Annotated in this window: 19 protein-coding genes; 10 read left to right on the forward strand and 9 right to left on the reverse strand. The window is 70.3% G+C overall.

Features of this window, described 5'->3' with window-relative positions:
* The first annotated feature begins 97 nt into the window (after window positions 1-97).
* A complete protein-coding gene (locus AB0B29_RS35620) occupies window positions 98-673 on the forward strand; it encodes a dihydrofolate reductase family protein (protein ID WP_362246526.1) in 576 nt (191 codons plus the stop codon).
* Between the two features lie 33 nt (window positions 674-706).
* Here AB0B29_RS35620 and AB0B29_RS35625 read toward each other — a convergent pair whose 3' ends face one another.
* The 5 genes from AB0B29_RS35625 to AB0B29_RS35645 all read right to left on the reverse strand — a co-directional run bounded on the left by AB0B29_RS35625 (window position 707) and on the right by AB0B29_RS35645 (window position 3,366).
* The gene (locus tag AB0B29_RS35625) at window positions 707-1,000 is read right to left on the reverse strand and encodes a hypothetical protein (protein ID WP_362246528.1); all 294 of its coding nucleotides are present in this window, start codon (window positions 998-1,000) and stop codon (window positions 707-709) included.
* A gap of 69 nt (window positions 1,001-1,069) precedes the next feature.
* Window positions 1,070-1,600, reverse strand: coding sequence for a hypothetical protein (locus AB0B29_RS35630; protein ID WP_362246529.1), 531 nt, complete (start codon window positions 1,598-1,600; stop codon window positions 1,070-1,072).
* 78 nt (window positions 1,601-1,678) lie between these two features.
* Window positions 1,679-1,921, reverse strand: a complete 243-nt coding sequence (locus AB0B29_RS35635; protein WP_362246531.1) for a hypothetical protein — start codon at window positions 1,919-1,921, stop codon at window positions 1,679-1,681.
* A 332-nt stretch (window positions 1,922-2,253) separates the two neighbouring features.
* Entirely contained in the window at window positions 2,254-2,841 is a 588-nt protein-coding gene (locus tag AB0B29_RS35640; RefSeq protein WP_362246533.1) for a class I SAM-dependent methyltransferase, read from the reverse strand.
* A 237-nt stretch (window positions 2,842-3,078) separates the two neighbouring features.
* Window positions 3,079-3,366, reverse strand: coding sequence for a hypothetical protein (locus AB0B29_RS35645; protein WP_362246535.1), 288 nt, complete (start codon window positions 3,364-3,366; stop codon window positions 3,079-3,081).
* Window positions 3,367-3,469: 103 nt separating this feature from the next.
* Here AB0B29_RS35645 and AB0B29_RS35650 point away from each other — a divergent pair, with 103 nt between their 5' ends.
* Entirely contained in the window at window positions 3,470-3,868 is a 399-nt protein-coding gene (locus AB0B29_RS35650) for a nuclear transport factor 2 family protein (RefSeq protein WP_362246536.1), read from the forward strand.
* Window positions 3,869-3,955: 87 nt separating this feature from the next.
* Here AB0B29_RS35650 and AB0B29_RS35655 read toward each other — a convergent pair whose 3' ends face one another.
* Window positions 3,956-4,426, reverse strand: a complete 471-nt coding sequence (locus AB0B29_RS35655; RefSeq protein WP_362246537.1) for a DUF488 domain-containing protein — start codon at window positions 4,424-4,426, stop codon at window positions 3,956-3,958.
* A gap of 83 nt (window positions 4,427-4,509) precedes the next feature.
* Entirely contained in the window at window positions 4,510-4,905 is a 396-nt protein-coding gene (locus AB0B29_RS35660; RefSeq protein ID WP_362246539.1) for a RidA family protein, read from the reverse strand.
* A gap of 132 nt (window positions 4,906-5,037) precedes the next feature.
* On the opposite strand from AB0B29_RS35660, the gene AB0B29_RS35665 reads away from it, so the two are divergent.
* Window positions 5,038-6,009: a helix-turn-helix transcriptional regulator gene (locus AB0B29_RS35665; protein WP_362246541.1), complete on the forward strand. Its 972-nt coding sequence runs from the start codon at window positions 5,038-5,040 to the stop codon at window positions 6,007-6,009.
* Between the two features lie 387 nt (window positions 6,010-6,396).
* On the forward strand, window positions 6,397-6,924 hold the full coding sequence (locus AB0B29_RS35670; RefSeq protein ID WP_362246543.1) for a DUF4232 domain-containing protein: 528 nt from the start codon (window positions 6,397-6,399) through the stop codon (window positions 6,922-6,924).
* Window positions 6,925-6,986: 62 nt separating this feature from the next.
* On the opposite strand, the gene AB0B29_RS35675 is transcribed toward AB0B29_RS35670, so the two are convergent.
* Window positions 6,987-7,340, reverse strand: coding sequence for a TetR-like C-terminal domain-containing protein (locus tag AB0B29_RS35675; protein ID WP_362246545.1), 354 nt, complete (start codon window positions 7,338-7,340; stop codon window positions 6,987-6,989).
* A 36-nt stretch (window positions 7,341-7,376) separates the two neighbouring features.
* Window positions 7,377-7,592: a hypothetical protein gene (locus AB0B29_RS35680; protein ID WP_362246547.1), complete on the reverse strand. Its 216-nt coding sequence runs from the start codon at window positions 7,590-7,592 to the stop codon at window positions 7,377-7,379.
* Between the two features lie 467 nt (window positions 7,593-8,059).
* On the opposite strand from AB0B29_RS35680, the gene AB0B29_RS35685 reads away from it, so the two are divergent.
* The 6 genes from AB0B29_RS35685 to AB0B29_RS35710 all read left to right on the forward strand — a co-directional run.
* On the forward strand, window positions 8,060-8,842 hold the full coding sequence (locus AB0B29_RS35685) for a restriction endonuclease (protein WP_362246549.1): 783 nt from the start codon (window positions 8,060-8,062) through the stop codon (window positions 8,840-8,842).
* A 543-nt stretch (window positions 8,843-9,385) separates the two neighbouring features.
* Window positions 9,386-10,375, forward strand: a complete 990-nt coding sequence (locus AB0B29_RS35690; protein ID WP_362246551.1) for a Fic family protein — start codon at window positions 9,386-9,388, stop codon at window positions 10,373-10,375.
* 80 nt (window positions 10,376-10,455) lie between these two features.
* Window positions 10,456-10,881 (forward strand): DUF6003 family protein, encoded by a 426-nt coding sequence (locus AB0B29_RS35695; protein WP_362246553.1) that lies wholly within the window; start codon window positions 10,456-10,458, stop codon window positions 10,879-10,881.
* 246 nt (window positions 10,882-11,127) lie between these two features.
* On the forward strand, window positions 11,128-11,655 hold the full coding sequence (locus AB0B29_RS35700; RefSeq protein WP_362246555.1) for a hypothetical protein: 528 nt from the start codon (window positions 11,128-11,130) through the stop codon (window positions 11,653-11,655).
* Between the two features lie 81 nt (window positions 11,656-11,736).
* Window positions 11,737-12,585 (forward strand): DUF4097 family beta strand repeat-containing protein, encoded by an 849-nt coding sequence (locus tag AB0B29_RS35705; protein ID WP_362246557.1) that lies wholly within the window; start codon window positions 11,737-11,739, stop codon window positions 12,583-12,585.
* 81 nt (window positions 12,586-12,666) lie between these two features.
* On the forward strand, window positions 12,667-12,905 hold a 239-nt coding region (locus AB0B29_RS35710; RefSeq protein WP_362246559.1), incomplete at its 3' end, for an ATP-binding cassette domain-containing protein.

Genomic DNA, 12,905 nt, shown 5'->3' on the forward strand with positions numbered 1-12,905 from the left:
CACCGGGTCCATGGGTGCAACGGTCGCCGCAAAACGCCCGGAGAAAGAGATCACCGGTTCCCACGCACACCGGTCAACCGCTCGCAAGGAGATCGACATGGCAGCCACCTACACCTTCGACGTCTTCTCCAGCCTCGACGGCTACGGCGCCGCCGGCGGCGACTGGACCGGCTACTGGGGCAAGCAGGGGCCCGAGCTGCTCGACCACCGCTTCGCCCAGTACAGCGAGGAGCAGCGGATGGTCTACGGGGCCAACACCTATCGTGCCTTCGTGCAGATGCTCGCCACGAGCACCGAGGGGTCCGATGTGCGGGACCCCTGGGTGACGCGGATGAGGAACCTGCCGACGACCGTGGTGTCGAGGACGCTCGAAGGCCCGCTCGACTGGCCCGACGCGACCGTCGCGAACGGCGATGCCGTCGATGTCGTCGCCCGGCTGAAGGCGGAGTCCGACGTGCCGCTGCGTTCGCACGGCAGCCTGTCGTTGAACCGGGCTCTGATGGCCGCCGGCCTGGTCGACCGCTTGCAGGTGACGCTCTTCCCCGTCATCACCGGTCAGACCGGGCTGGACCCGGTCTTCCGGGACGCGGCGGACTTCGACCTGGAGCTGGTCGAGCACCGGACGCTCGACGGCCACATCCAGGAGCTCGTCTACCGCCCCACGTTGCATTGACCCCTCGTGCGGCGGTGACCCCGGCGGCCTGCCTCAGGCGTTGGCGTGCCGACGCCACGCCGTCCTGCGCGGTGCGGCGTGGTGCACGGGCTCCTTCGGCTGGTCGGCCTGCCGGCGCCTCAGCCACAGGGACGTCATGGCCAGCAACGAGACGAACACCACCAGGAGCGCCACCGACACCCACATCTGCCTGCTTCCCGGATCGGCCCATCCCACCGACACGGCAGAAGCGGCCCACAGGACGGCTCCCCCGGTGTAGAAGGTGCGCATCCGGCGCAGCTGCCGCAGGGCTCGTACGGACTCAGCGTGATCGGTTTCCGATGCCATGCCGACGCAGGTACCCCGATCCGCGCCGGCTATCAGCACTCGGTCGGACGTTCACCCCGAGGTAGCGATTCACAGTCCAGCCGCCTGGATCAGCCAGGCCCGTTCGTCCTCGCCCAGGTGGAGGCCGGCCAGCAGTTCGCCGTCGGCCAGGAGGCGCCGCACCCATGCCGCGTCGGCGACGAATGCCGCGCGGCACAGGGCCCGTTCAGGGTGGTCCTCCTCGGGGCCGCTGACCGCCATGTCCCATGGGCTGTCCGGATCCGTCGGTGCGGACAGGGCGGCGGCCACGAGCACCAGTCCGAAGAGCTCGTCGCGGCGCGGAGTCGACGGGTCGGCGGCCAGGCGCAGCAGGTACGGGACGACCGCCGGCATCGTGGCGCTGATGGACATCGGTCCTGACATCACGAGCCAGTCCAGTGCTCGTTCGGCCATCTCGGCCGCGGCCGGATCGAGCAGCCCGCGCAGGACGACCGGAACGTCGACCGGACAGCCGGGGATGGCCGACCACTCCACCTCCTCGCACCCGTGCAGTGCCGGATGCGGAGCAGCCTCTCGCGTCAGATGCGGGTGGGCCGCCGTCAGAGCCGCTGTCGCTCTCACCGCTGCGGCCTCGTGATCCACCGTGCACACCGGCATCCCCTCCCAGGATCATCTACGGTCGATGGCGAATGTGATGAGTCATCCTGCCCGGCCGGGATGAGCGCTCCCCCAGTGGTGTTCGAGGAGGTACGGGTCATCCAGACGAATGTCGTCGGCACGGTCGCGCACATCGTTCAGGAGCCAGCTCAGCAGTTCCGAGGAGGCGTCGTACTCGTCGTAGAAGCCCATGCGCAGTTCGATGATCTCGTACTCGGTCAACACGTCGTCGATGAGATCGGCAAGGTGTGAGTCGGCGGCCGGGGTGCGGGGGGGGCGGTCCACGTGTCCAGCCAGGGACGCAGGGTGCCCGTGGCGACGGTGATGAGGCTGAGGGTCTCCCTGACGGAGACGGGGCTCGGGCTGCTGTGCAGGGTGGCCCGCCACCAGGCGGACCAGACTTCGTGGAGTGCCTGCGCCAGGGGCGTGTCCCAGGTGGTCCAGTCTGCTTCGCGCAGGCGTGGGCGCCTTCGCCTCGGGTGCGTCGAGCGCTGTCATGAGCTGCTGCTGGTGGCGGGACATGGCAACCTGCCGGGGACTCCGACCGGGGAATCGGCGAAGGTCGCAGGCTATCAGCCCGGCGCGCACCGACGAACCCCGGCGACGTGCGGGCGCGATCAATCCTCGAAGCGCCGACGCGCGAGATGGACGGTGAGGTCGGCGGTCATCTCGACCCGGTCCGGAAGAACCCGCATGATCCGGCTGAACACCTGCTCCCGCTCCGGGGCCCGCAGGACGAGATAGGCCGAGATGGTGGAGAGGTACCCGATGTAGTCGCGCGCGCTCATGGTCAATCGCCGTTCGATCGCGGACTGCCGAATGTCGGTGAACCACGGGGACCGCTGCAGTTCGGTCCCCGGCCACTGCATCTCCTGTTCCGGAGGCGTCCCGTCGGGCGACGGTATCTCGTCGCTCTCGAGGAACGGTGCCCGCGCCGTGCGCACGGCTTCCTCCACGGCCGGGTCGGCCAGGCGGAACGGGCCGCCGAACGAGGCGAACACACCACCCGGCTCCAGCAGCGCGGCGATGCGTGACCACCGGCCTTCGGGATTCGTCCAGTGCAGCGCGGCGGCCGCGTAGACCAGCCCGTACCGCTCGCCGGACCGCAGGTCCTCGAACGCGGCTCGCATCGTCGCGACGGTGCCCGGTACGTGCTTGCGCAGCTCGGCGAGCATGGACTCGTCGGGCTCCGTCGCGGTGACCACGACCCCCCCGCCGGGCGAAGAGCCGGGTTGCTTTGCCGGTCCCGGCGCCGATCTCGAGGGCGGTCCGGACCGGACGGCCCGCGTACCCGACCACCCTGTCGAACAGCTCCGTCGGATATCCCGGCCTGAACCGTTCGTAGGCTTCCGCCACGACTCCGAAGCTCAACGCGCGACCAGGCATGCCCGCCATCCTGACACGAGCCGCACCATCGGTGGTGGCAGTCGGCAGCCGACGCCTCAAGGAGCGTCGCCGCGGTAGTGGAAGCGGCACGTCACTCCGGGGCCCGGTGTGCCGGGGACCGGGTCGTACAGCGCGCGGCCGCCGGGGAACTGCCCGAGTTCGGTGGGCAGGGCGGCCCCGGTGCCGATCTCGTCCGGCGTCCACCCCGTGACGTCCAGCAGCAGACCGTCCAGCGGTCCTCCGATGAGCTGGGCATAGGTCCGCCCGGAGCGTGGGCCCGGATCGGGGTCGTCGTGGTCGTGGCCGTAGACCCGGCCGCGCAGCAGTTGCTCGTCGCCGTTCATCCGATCAGCCTCTCAGCCACCACTGACAGCGCGGACCGTGGAGCCACCGCGTGCCACAGGTCGAATGCGCGGGCGGCCCGCACGCCGGGGCCATGATGAGCGTATGACCGATCGTGACGAATTCCTGGGGTGGGTCGGGACCGCCCTGTACGAGGCCGAGCTCGCACTGCACAACGGAGATCCGGCTCCCCGCCGCGCGCTCTGGTCGCGCCACGAGCCCGTGAGTGTCCTGGGGGCGTGGCGCAGCGCCCACGGGCAGGCGGAGCTGGACAACCTCTTCACGACCCTCGGGGCGACTTTTTCCGACTGCACGTCGTACGTGTTCGAGTTGCAGGCGTGCGACGTCTCAGGAGACATGGCCTATACGGCCGGCCTCGAGCACACCTCCGCCTCCGTCGACGGAGAACCACGCACCTACACGCTGCGGGCCACCCAGGTGTACCGCCGTGAGGACGGCGAGTGGAGGGTGGCCCACCGCCATGCCGACACCGTGACCGAGTGAGCATGCCGACGGGTTCCCTACGCCGCGCCTGTCGGCGAGCCGGATCGAACTCTCGCAGCGTCTGCGCCGGGCATCGGGCTCGCCCCCTCACGGGCGCAGGTGCTCGATCGTGACGCCGTGCCGTTCGGCCAACCGCTGGGCGATCAGCGAGCGGTGACATGCCTCAGGGTCGCGCTCGACACAGAACAGCGCTGCTGTTCCGCTGTCCGGCAGCGCCGACACGATCGGTGCGAGGTCGGCGAGGTCGAGGATCTCCGCCGTGTAGCGGCGGCTGTACTCGGCGGCAAGCTCGTGGCGCGAGCGCTTGCCCACCCCCCGACGGTCGTCCTCGGCGTACTGAAGCCGTCGGAGTTCGGTGGTGGGGGCGAGCTCGGGGTGGTGCTCGTAGGCGATCCGGGCGCGGGCGAGGGCCGACTGAAGCCGAAGCGAGTTCGCCCAGGCGTACTCGGGTCCGCGCACACCGCGGCGCTGACGGACGTCGAGCAGAACACGGACGTCGGCGTGCCGCAGCCGTCGCAGGAAGGACTCGCCGTCGAAGCCGTAGACGCCGATCGTCACCAATCTGAGCATCACCCATCACCCATCTGCCTGCCGCTCGTGCCGGTTCGCCCGGCACGAGCGGCTGAGGCGGCGAGGTCGCGTCACGCGACGGCGGTCCCCTCGAGTTCGACCATCTGGCCGGGGACGGCCAACCGTGTCACTCCGAGCAGCGTGGTGGTGGGTGCCACTCCGGCGGCGCCCAGCCGCGACGCCAGCACGCCGTAGTGCGGAAGCAGCAGATCGACGTCGGTGGTGTAGACGTTGAGCCGGATGAGGTTCGCGAGGGACATGCCGGCCTCGCCGAGGACGGCTTCCACGTTGTCGAGGCTCAGCGCCAACTGTGCGGCCATGTCACCGTCATGGCGGGGTTTGCCGTCACTGCTCATCGCGGTCTGTCCGGAGCAGTAGAGGGTGCGGGTGTGACCTGAGACGGTCTCGCCCTGGTTGAATCCCATCGCCATCGACCACGTCACCGGATTGACCGCTGTTCGGTCCACTGCCACATCAGCTCCGTTCGAGTCAGGGGGTACGTGCGTCCGCCGGGGGCGACTGGGCTCGCCGACGTCGGTGCTCATGAGCCTGCCGACAAATCACGACACCCTCGGTCATGTATTCGATACGGTTCTCGAATGCGCGCTGATCGGCTGGTATCGCTGGTGCTGCTGCTCCGTCAGCGCGGTCGGTTGACCGCCGAGACGCTGGCCCGCGAGTTGGAGGTGTCCACCCGTACCGTGCTGCGCGACATCGAGGCGCTGTCCGCGGCCGGCGTCCCGGTCTACGCCGAACGCGGACGGCGCGGCGGGTTCGCGCTGTTGCCCGGTTTCCGGACCGAGCTCACCGGACTGAACCACGACGAGGCCCTTGCACTGCTGACCGCCGGATCGGGGCGCGGCGAGCCGGCGTTCGGCCTCGGTCCGGCCCTCGCGTCGGCGCTGCGGAAAGTGGCTGATGCACTGCCCGAGAGCCATCGGGCCACCGCGAACGACGCCGCCCGGCGCCTTCTGGTCGAGCCGGAGACCGACCTGCTCTCACGTCGGCTGGTCACGGAGGACGTGCCCGGCAGGACGATGTCCGAGATCCGGCGCGCGGTGCTCGCCGGGCACAGACTGCGCATCCACTACGCCGCTGCGGACCGGACGCCGCAGTGGCGCACGGTGGATCCGATCGGCCTGGTCACCGTGCGCGAGCGGGGTTATCTGCTGGCCACGCGATCCGGCGCGGACCGCACCTACCGGCTGTCGCGGGTGCTGGCCGCCGAAGAGCTGCCCGAACCGGCACAGCGCCCGAGTCAGGTCGATCTGGACCGGGCCTGGCGGGAACGCTGCGCACGGTTTCTGTCCACTGATCACATCGCCGTGCGGGTGCGGTTGCTCCCGGAGCGGCGAGAGGAGCTGCTGGGCAGTGCGGTGGCCGTGCGCGCCGCAGAACGTGATACCGACGGCTGGTTGCGGCTGGAGGTGACGTTCGAGGACCTACGGCACGCCGAGTGGGCGCTGTGGCAGCTCGGCACGGACGCGGAAGCCCTGGCCCCGCCGGAGTTGCGCGCCTCCCTGCGCGACCGGGCTGCCGCGATGTCGACCCACTACACGGACCTCTTCTGAACGGTTGCGGGGTGGCTGCCGGTTGCAGGTGGCTGACGGCTTTGGCCTGCTCGGTGTTCGAGAGCCGGGTGGCTGCTGCCGGATTTCGGCCTGCTCGGGTGTTCAAGGGCCGGGTACCCGCTGCCGGCATTTGGCCTGCTCGGGGTGGCCAAGGCCGGGGGCTGCTGCCCGCTTTGGCCTGCTCGGGGTTCGAAGGCCGGTTCCGGCTGCCCTTCGCGTCCCGGCGCATCGTTCCAGGCTGTCGGCGTCTGTGCTGGTCAGCAGGCGTTCCAGCGTTCCAGCGTCCCGAACCGACCGCATGTCGTGGCGGACGGGACGGAACACGCAACAGGCTGAGGCCGTCCGAGCAGCCCGCTGGACAACCCACTTCGCACCATGGAGATATCGATGCGTTCGCGCTTTTCCGCCCCCTCCGCCCGCCTCGTCCTGGCCGCGGTCGCAGCAGTGGCCGTCGCCGCCACCGCGCCCACCACGGCCGCGGCAACGACCGACAGCCGGAGCAACGCCGTGCGGGCCTGCGCAACCAAGGACCTGAGCTTCAAGGTCAGCCTGAAGACACAGGCGGGCGGCTACTTCCTCGTCACTGCCAAGGCCAAGTCCGGCATCACCTGTTACCTGGAGGGCGTCTTCCCCTCCGCCTCCTTCGGCTCCTCCGCCGACACCGAGGTGGCGCCGGCCGAGCACAGCGTCAGCGAACGGGTCACGCTGTCCGGCTCCACCGCCGCGTACGCGGGCATCAACCCCAAGACCACGACCGGCAACCACGGCAAGCAGTTCGACTTCCTGCACCTGTCCGTCGCCGGCGACGAGACCAACGCCGTCACCCTCACCCTTCCGGAGACCGCCACGGTCGACCGGCCCGTCGCCACCAACTGGCACGCCGATCCGGCTGACGCCGTCCCCTTCTCCAACTGACGCCACACCAAACGCCCCCGGCAGACGGACACCGCCGTCGGCCGGGGGTTCGGCGCGTCCGATCAAGGACCGGTTTCGGCCCGGCGAAGGCTGCTGAACACCGCGGGTGTGGCCCATCCGCGCAGCGTGGCGTGAACCGTCGACCTGAAGGCGGACTCGGCCGTGGCGGCGTCGTGGGCCCCGGCCGGTTCGAGCGTCGCGACCCCGTGCATCACCGCCCAGACCGACAGGGCGATCGACGTCGCGTCGCCGGCGAGGACGGATTCCGTCACGGCACGGTCGATCGTCTCGAGGAGCGGACGGATCGGGTCATTGGCGCCGACCTCCCCTGACGGGTGGAAGGACTGCACACCGCCGAACAGCACCGTGTACAAACTCGCGACGAGATCGTCGCGTTCCTCCGCTGTGAGGATCAAGGAAGCAGCCCCTGACGTGATGGCGTGCGGCTGCGGTTATGCGTGCCAGAGCGAGCTGCGCCGATGACGTGCCGACGGAATGTCCACCATGTCCGCGGCTTCGAGGGCGAGTTCGTCGGCGCCGGCGTGCACCAGCCGCATCAGAGTTCCCACCTGGTGACGCAGCCGCTGCCGCGCCCGGCGTTCCTCCCGTGCGGACCACTCGGCGATGGAGCGGTCCGTCCGGCGCCGGGCGAACGAGTAGACCTCCACCGTGCGACGGACCAGGTGAGGTCGAGGCCTTCGGGACTCTCGCGCCGCGTCGGTGAGGCTGCGTGCGCTGTATCTCAGGCTATGGAGAACCAGCGATCGCCAGGGGGCTTCTGGCGGGCAGTCGAGTGGACTCCGGCCGAGTGAAGGGGGCAGGTGGTGGGCGGTGCGTGTCACGGGGGCTCCGATCGCGGCAACCACCAGGCTTCTCCTGGTGGGCTACCTGAAGCCCACCGGGCCGGTCGAACGCGCGTTTCCCATACCTGCAACCCTATCTCGCTGCTTGCGGGTGCGCCCGCGCAATTCCCTGGCCCGATGGGTCGGTTCATGTGGTGTGCCCCTTCCCTTGCCGCGACGCCGATGCCCTCATGAAGGCTTTGATCTTGGGAAGACGGTGGGGGTGATCTTGCGGTCGGCCCCATGAGGGGGCTTTGATGAGGGGGGATGTCGTGACAACGCCTACGCGTCGTATGCCGTTTGCGAAGCGTCGCCGCTATGGGTTCGACCTCCGGTCGACGGCCCTGTTCTTCGTTTTTCTCGCCGTGCTGTTGTGTGTCCTGGGACTTGCCGCTCGCGTGGCGGCGGGCGCCCTGGAGCGGCGTCCCGCCTGGGTGTTCGTGCTGGTCGCGATGGCTGTCGCGGGCTGCCTGGTCCTGCGGCGCCGCTGGCGCTTGGCAGGAGTGGCACGCCGGGCCGCGGCAGCGCTCGACGAGGCGGCCAGGGAAGCGGCCGAGGTGCTGGAAGCTTCGGCGGTCCCCGCTCAGCGGCCGTCCACTCCCGCCCCCACCGCCACCGCCGACACTGTCGCCTTGGCCGTGTCCGTCGACTACGACGCCCTGACACCGGAGGAGTTCGAGGAGGCGATCGCCGGACTCTGCGAACGCGACGGCTGCACCGACGTCGAAGTGGTAGGAGGGGCCGGCGACTTGGGCGCAGACGTGCTGGCCGTGACGCCCGACGGGCGCCGGGTCGTCGTCCAGTGCAAGCACTACGGCGAGTCACACCGGGTCGGATCTCAGGACCTGCAGCGCTTCGGTGGCACATGCTTTACGGTGCACGAGGCCGATGTCGCCGTACTGGTCTGCACGAGCGACTTCACGGCGCCGGCCGTGGAGTACGCCGAGCAGTGCGGGATCTTGTGCGTGGACCGGGAGGCCCTGGAGGCCTGGACCGACGGCACCGGCCCGCGCCCCTGGGAGGCCGCCCTGGAAGACGGGGAAGCAGGGTGGGAGACCGCAGGAGCCGGAATCTGAACCTGGCGGACTGCCGAAATTCCGGACTGGCGGGCTGGTGGTCTGGCAGCGCTGACCGACTGGCGGGCGCGGGCTGGACGGGCCGCTTCTCCGCACGCACGGAGAGGGGTGGGCGTGCCGATAATTCGCTTGATCGGGCCCCAGACGGCTGTGGCAGGCTGGCGCGGTGATCTTCACGCTGTCCCCCGGGTTGCTGAACTGGGACGAGGTGGACCCTGCCCGCCACCCCTTCGACGCCGCGTCGGCAACCGAGGTCGTTCACTCGCTCGGTCCGGCCCGGTGTGTGCCGCGTCGGCCGGATGTCCCCTTCGCCGACCCGGCGATGAGCGCCTGGGACCGGGACGAGGCCACGCCGTGGGCCGATGCCGTGTCGCACGCCTTGGTGGAGCACTACGGCCGCTGGGCAACGGGCTGGCGCTGGTCCCACGACGAAGGGGACTTCGACGGCGGACCGGTCGGGCACTGGTGCTGCCCGCGCGACTCGATCACCACTCCCGAGGAGACGCTCCCCCGCGTGGTCGCGGCGCTTCGCGAATGGCGTGCGTGGCTCGAAAGTCTCGCGGATGGATCGAGGCGTACCCGCTCGACCTGCGCACCGTCGAGGACGACCGGATCCTGTGGGACCGGGCGGCCCGCAACCTGATCCTCCAGGTGACCGACCGCACCGGGTGCGGCAGCGGCTGGCACGGGCACTGCCACCAGGTACTCACCTGGTTCCTCGACCGCTGGGACGTCGCACCCCACGTCGCGGAGGAGTTGGTCGACAGCGCGATCGGCGGCCGGTTCAAGAGCTGGACCGGCCCTGACCGCGCACTGGTCGACGAGGTCGCGGAGCGCCTCGCGCGGTCCCTGCGGCCGGCTGACCGCGCACCGTCCCCCGAGCCGCCGCCGGACCACCTCGAGCGCTGGCTCGCCGTGCGTGAGGGCGTGCCGTGGCAGCAGGCCCGGGACAGTGGTGTGAACGGACCGCTGACCCCGTACCGCGACGGCGCGGCAGAGGACATCCGCGGCTTCGACGGTGCCCTGGACCCGGCCCGGGCCCAGGGCTTGCTCACCGCCCTGGAACTGCTGCGAGCCGACGCCGCGCGCGGGGCCCGCCTCGACTTCGCGCTGCTGCAACGCTGGCAGCAGCACGTCCTGGACGCCCCGCAGCCGCCGCCGTTGCGCAGCCTGCCCGCCTTCGCGAAGGGCGGCCGCGAGCGCTACGGCATCACTCCCGACCTCCGGAGCCGGCTGGATGCCTGCCTGTCCGAGAGCGCGCAGGACGCCGACCGGCCCCTCCCCCTGACTGCTCGTGCCGCACGCGCCTACCTCGACGTCTGCTTCTTCCACCCCTTCGACGACGGCAACGCCCGCTGTGCCTTCCTCAGCCTGCTCTTCGTCCTCGCCCGGGAGGGCATCGCCCTCGACGGTGTCCTCCTGCTGCGCCGGGTCGCCTTCCGGGCCGACGACCCCCGGGACGCGCTGACTCTCGCCTCGTACATAGACGTCCACATCACCGGGACCCGGAGCAGTGCCGTCTCACTCGATTGAGTGCCTGGTGATCCGGCGGTAATCCGGGCTCGGCGGGGTAATGGGATGTCGTTCAACACCCTGTGGAGAAGGAGCCGAGGATGACCGACGACGCCTATCTGTTCCTGCTTGACGACGCGTCCGCGCAGCTCGGTGTGTCACCGGCCGCCGTCGGTGAACTCGCGTGCATGGAAACTCCCGCTGTTCGCGCCTGGCTCGATGCCCAGGGTTGTGCGCCGACCTCCCCCCATCTGCGCCTGCTGCCGCCGGAGGAGACGGCGGCCGTGCCCGAGGGAGCGGAACGGCTGCCCGTCCCGCTGGGCGAGGAGGAGCTGAACCGACTGCGCCACCAGCTGGTCCCGGAGCCGCTGGCCCGGGTCGAGCAGGAACTGCTCGCCTACCGTGACTGCGCCGGTGGGCGGGACGGTCTGATCGGCAAGGCGCTCGCCGCCGGTGTGGCACCGCACCGCATCGTCGAGTTGACCGGTGTGGACCCCGCGACCGTGACCGCCGCTGCGAACGGGTGACGACACCGCGGGCCACCTTCCGTCCTCCCCGCTCCCACAATCGGCCCCGCCTGGCGAGAACCGTCCGGCGGGGCCGCTCGGCGTGCCCTCAAGCGGCATCACGCGCCACTCACTGGCGTCACCTGGCGCATGGTGGCACCACATGGCGCCACACGGCGCCATCCAGCCCTCTGCTGTGGGCCGCATCAGCACGGGGACACCTTGGCGGGCTTGCGCATGGCACCACAATGGTGCCACCATGGCGCCATGGACCTCACCCCGTACGTCGAGAACCTTCGCCGGGAACTCGCGGTGGCCGCCGAAGCTGGTGGCGATGAAGCTCGTGAGCTGGCCGAGAGACTCACCGCCCCTCTGGAGTCGGCGACCCGGCTGACCCTGCTCAACGTGCTCTCCGCCGCGACGGACGAGATCACTCGCGAACTCGCCCCCGGCTCGGTCGACGTACGGCTGCGCGGGCTCGATCCCGACTTCGTGGTGGCACTGCCGCCCACCCACGACGGTGCGCCCGAGGAACCGTCCACGCCCGTCGAACCGCTCACCATGCCCCCTGCCCCAGCCCCGGCAGACGGCGAGGAGGGCGGCACCGCCCGCGTCAATCTGCGCCTGCCGGCCCACCTCAAGGCCCGCGCCGAGGAAGCCGCAGGCCGCGAGGGCCTGTCGGTCAACGCGTGGCTGGTACGAGCCGTGGCAGCAGCAGTCGACGGCGGCGCCCGGCCGCGTACGGCGGAGAAGACCAAGACCCTCGGACAGAGCTTCACGGGCTGGGTGCGCTGACCGCGCCGAGCCCGTATTACGTCACCCACACCACGTCCCACCAGCCGGGACGCTCTGCAGACCCAAGAAGACGGGACAGCCATGCCTTCTTTCGACACTCCTGAAGCGGTCTCGGTCACGGCACGCGTGGAGGCCGGTTCCATCCAGTTCACCGCGGGCGACCGCCTCGACACCGTGGTGGAGGTGCACCCCCGGAACCCCAAACGGGAACCGGACGTGCGGACCGCCGACCAGACCGAAGTCACGTACGTGGGTGGCGTCCTGACCGTCTGGACACCCAAGGCCAATCTGTTCGGCCTCGGCCGCACCGGCGTCGTCGACGTGACCGTCGAACTCCCCACGGGTTCGCACGTCGACATGACCGGCGCCTGGGTCCAGGTCCTCGGGGAGGGCCGGCTCGGCGAGGTCTGCGTGAAGACCTCGGTCGGCGACATCCGCTTCGACGCCACCGGCCCGGTGAAGCTGACCGCGTCGCACGGCTCGATCACCGTGGACCGGGTGGAGGGCATGGCCGAGATCACGAGCAGCACCGGCGATGTACGGGTCGGCACCATCGACGGCCCCGCCGTCCTGAAGAACTCGAACGGCACCACGACCGTCGGTGCCGTGACCGGCGAGCTGCGGCTGAGCGGCACCAACGGCGGCAGCGACATTGCGCGCGCCGAGGGGCCGGTCACGGGCACCGCGACCAACGGCTATCTGCGCTTCGGTGAGGTCATCGGAGATGAAGTGCAGTTGGAGACGTCCAACGGCGTCATCGAGGTGGGGATCCCCGAGGGCACCGCCGCCTGGCTCGACGTCAGCTCCCAGCGCGGACAGGTGCGCAACGCGCTCGCCGCATCCGAGGCTCCGGAACACACCGAGAACACCGTCAAGGTCCGCGCGCGGACCAACTGGGGCAACATCGACATCCGCCGCGCCAAGGTCTGAGCGCCGCGTCCTCGACCGGCCCCGTCCCTCCCATCCCGCTTCAGCCTTCTCAAGGAGGGCTCCCGTCTCAAGGAGGGCACCATGCCTTCATCTGTCATGTCCACGCCTACGCTGGGCCGCTCGTCACCCGCCGCCGTCTCCGCCGTCGGTCTGCGCAAGTCCTACGGCGACAAGACCGTCCTCGACGGCATCGATCTGCGCATCCCGGCCGGGTCCGTGTTCGCACTGCTCGGGCCGAACGGTGCCGGGAAGACCACCGCCGTCAAGATCCTCTCCACCCTCGTCACCGCCGACGGCGGACAGGCCCAGGTCGCCGGCCA

Origin of the sequence: Streptomyces tibetensis (genome assembly GCF_040647715.1) — a bacterium.
Lineage (GTDB): Bacteria > Actinomycetota > Actinomycetes > Streptomycetales > Streptomycetaceae > Streptomyces > Streptomyces tibetensis_A.

Coding starts and splice junctions, on each gene's coding strand:
- AB0B29_RS35620 (WP_362246526.1), top strand. CDS start 98: ATGGCAGCCACCTACACCTTCGACGTCTTCTCCAGCCTCGACGGCTAC.
- AB0B29_RS35625 (WP_362246528.1), bottom strand. CDS start 1,000: ATGGCATCGGAAACCGATCACGCTGAGTCCGTACGAGCCCTGCGGCAG.
- AB0B29_RS35645 (WP_362246535.1), bottom strand. CDS start 3,366: ATGAACGGCGACGAGCAACTGCTGCGCGGCCGGGTCTACGGCCACGAC.
- AB0B29_RS35650 (WP_362246536.1), top strand. CDS start 3,470: ATGACCGATCGTGACGAATTCCTGGGGTGGGTCGGGACCGCCCTGTAC.
- AB0B29_RS35665 (WP_362246541.1), top strand. CDS start 5,038: ATGCGCGCTGATCGGCTGGTATCGCTGGTGCTGCTGCTCCGTCAGCGC.
- AB0B29_RS35670 (WP_362246543.1), top strand. CDS start 6,397: ATGCGTTCGCGCTTTTCCGCCCCCTCCGCCCGCCTCGTCCTGGCCGCG.
- AB0B29_RS35685 (WP_362246549.1), top strand. CDS start 8,060: ATGCCGTTTGCGAAGCGTCGCCGCTATGGGTTCGACCTCCGGTCGACG.
- AB0B29_RS35695 (WP_362246553.1), top strand. CDS start 10,456: ATGACCGACGACGCCTATCTGTTCCTGCTTGACGACGCGTCCGCGCAG.
- AB0B29_RS35700 (WP_362246555.1), top strand. CDS start 11,128: ATGGACCTCACCCCGTACGTCGAGAACCTTCGCCGGGAACTCGCGGTG.
- AB0B29_RS35705 (WP_362246557.1), top strand. CDS start 11,737: ATGCCTTCTTTCGACACTCCTGAAGCGGTCTCGGTCACGGCACGCGTG.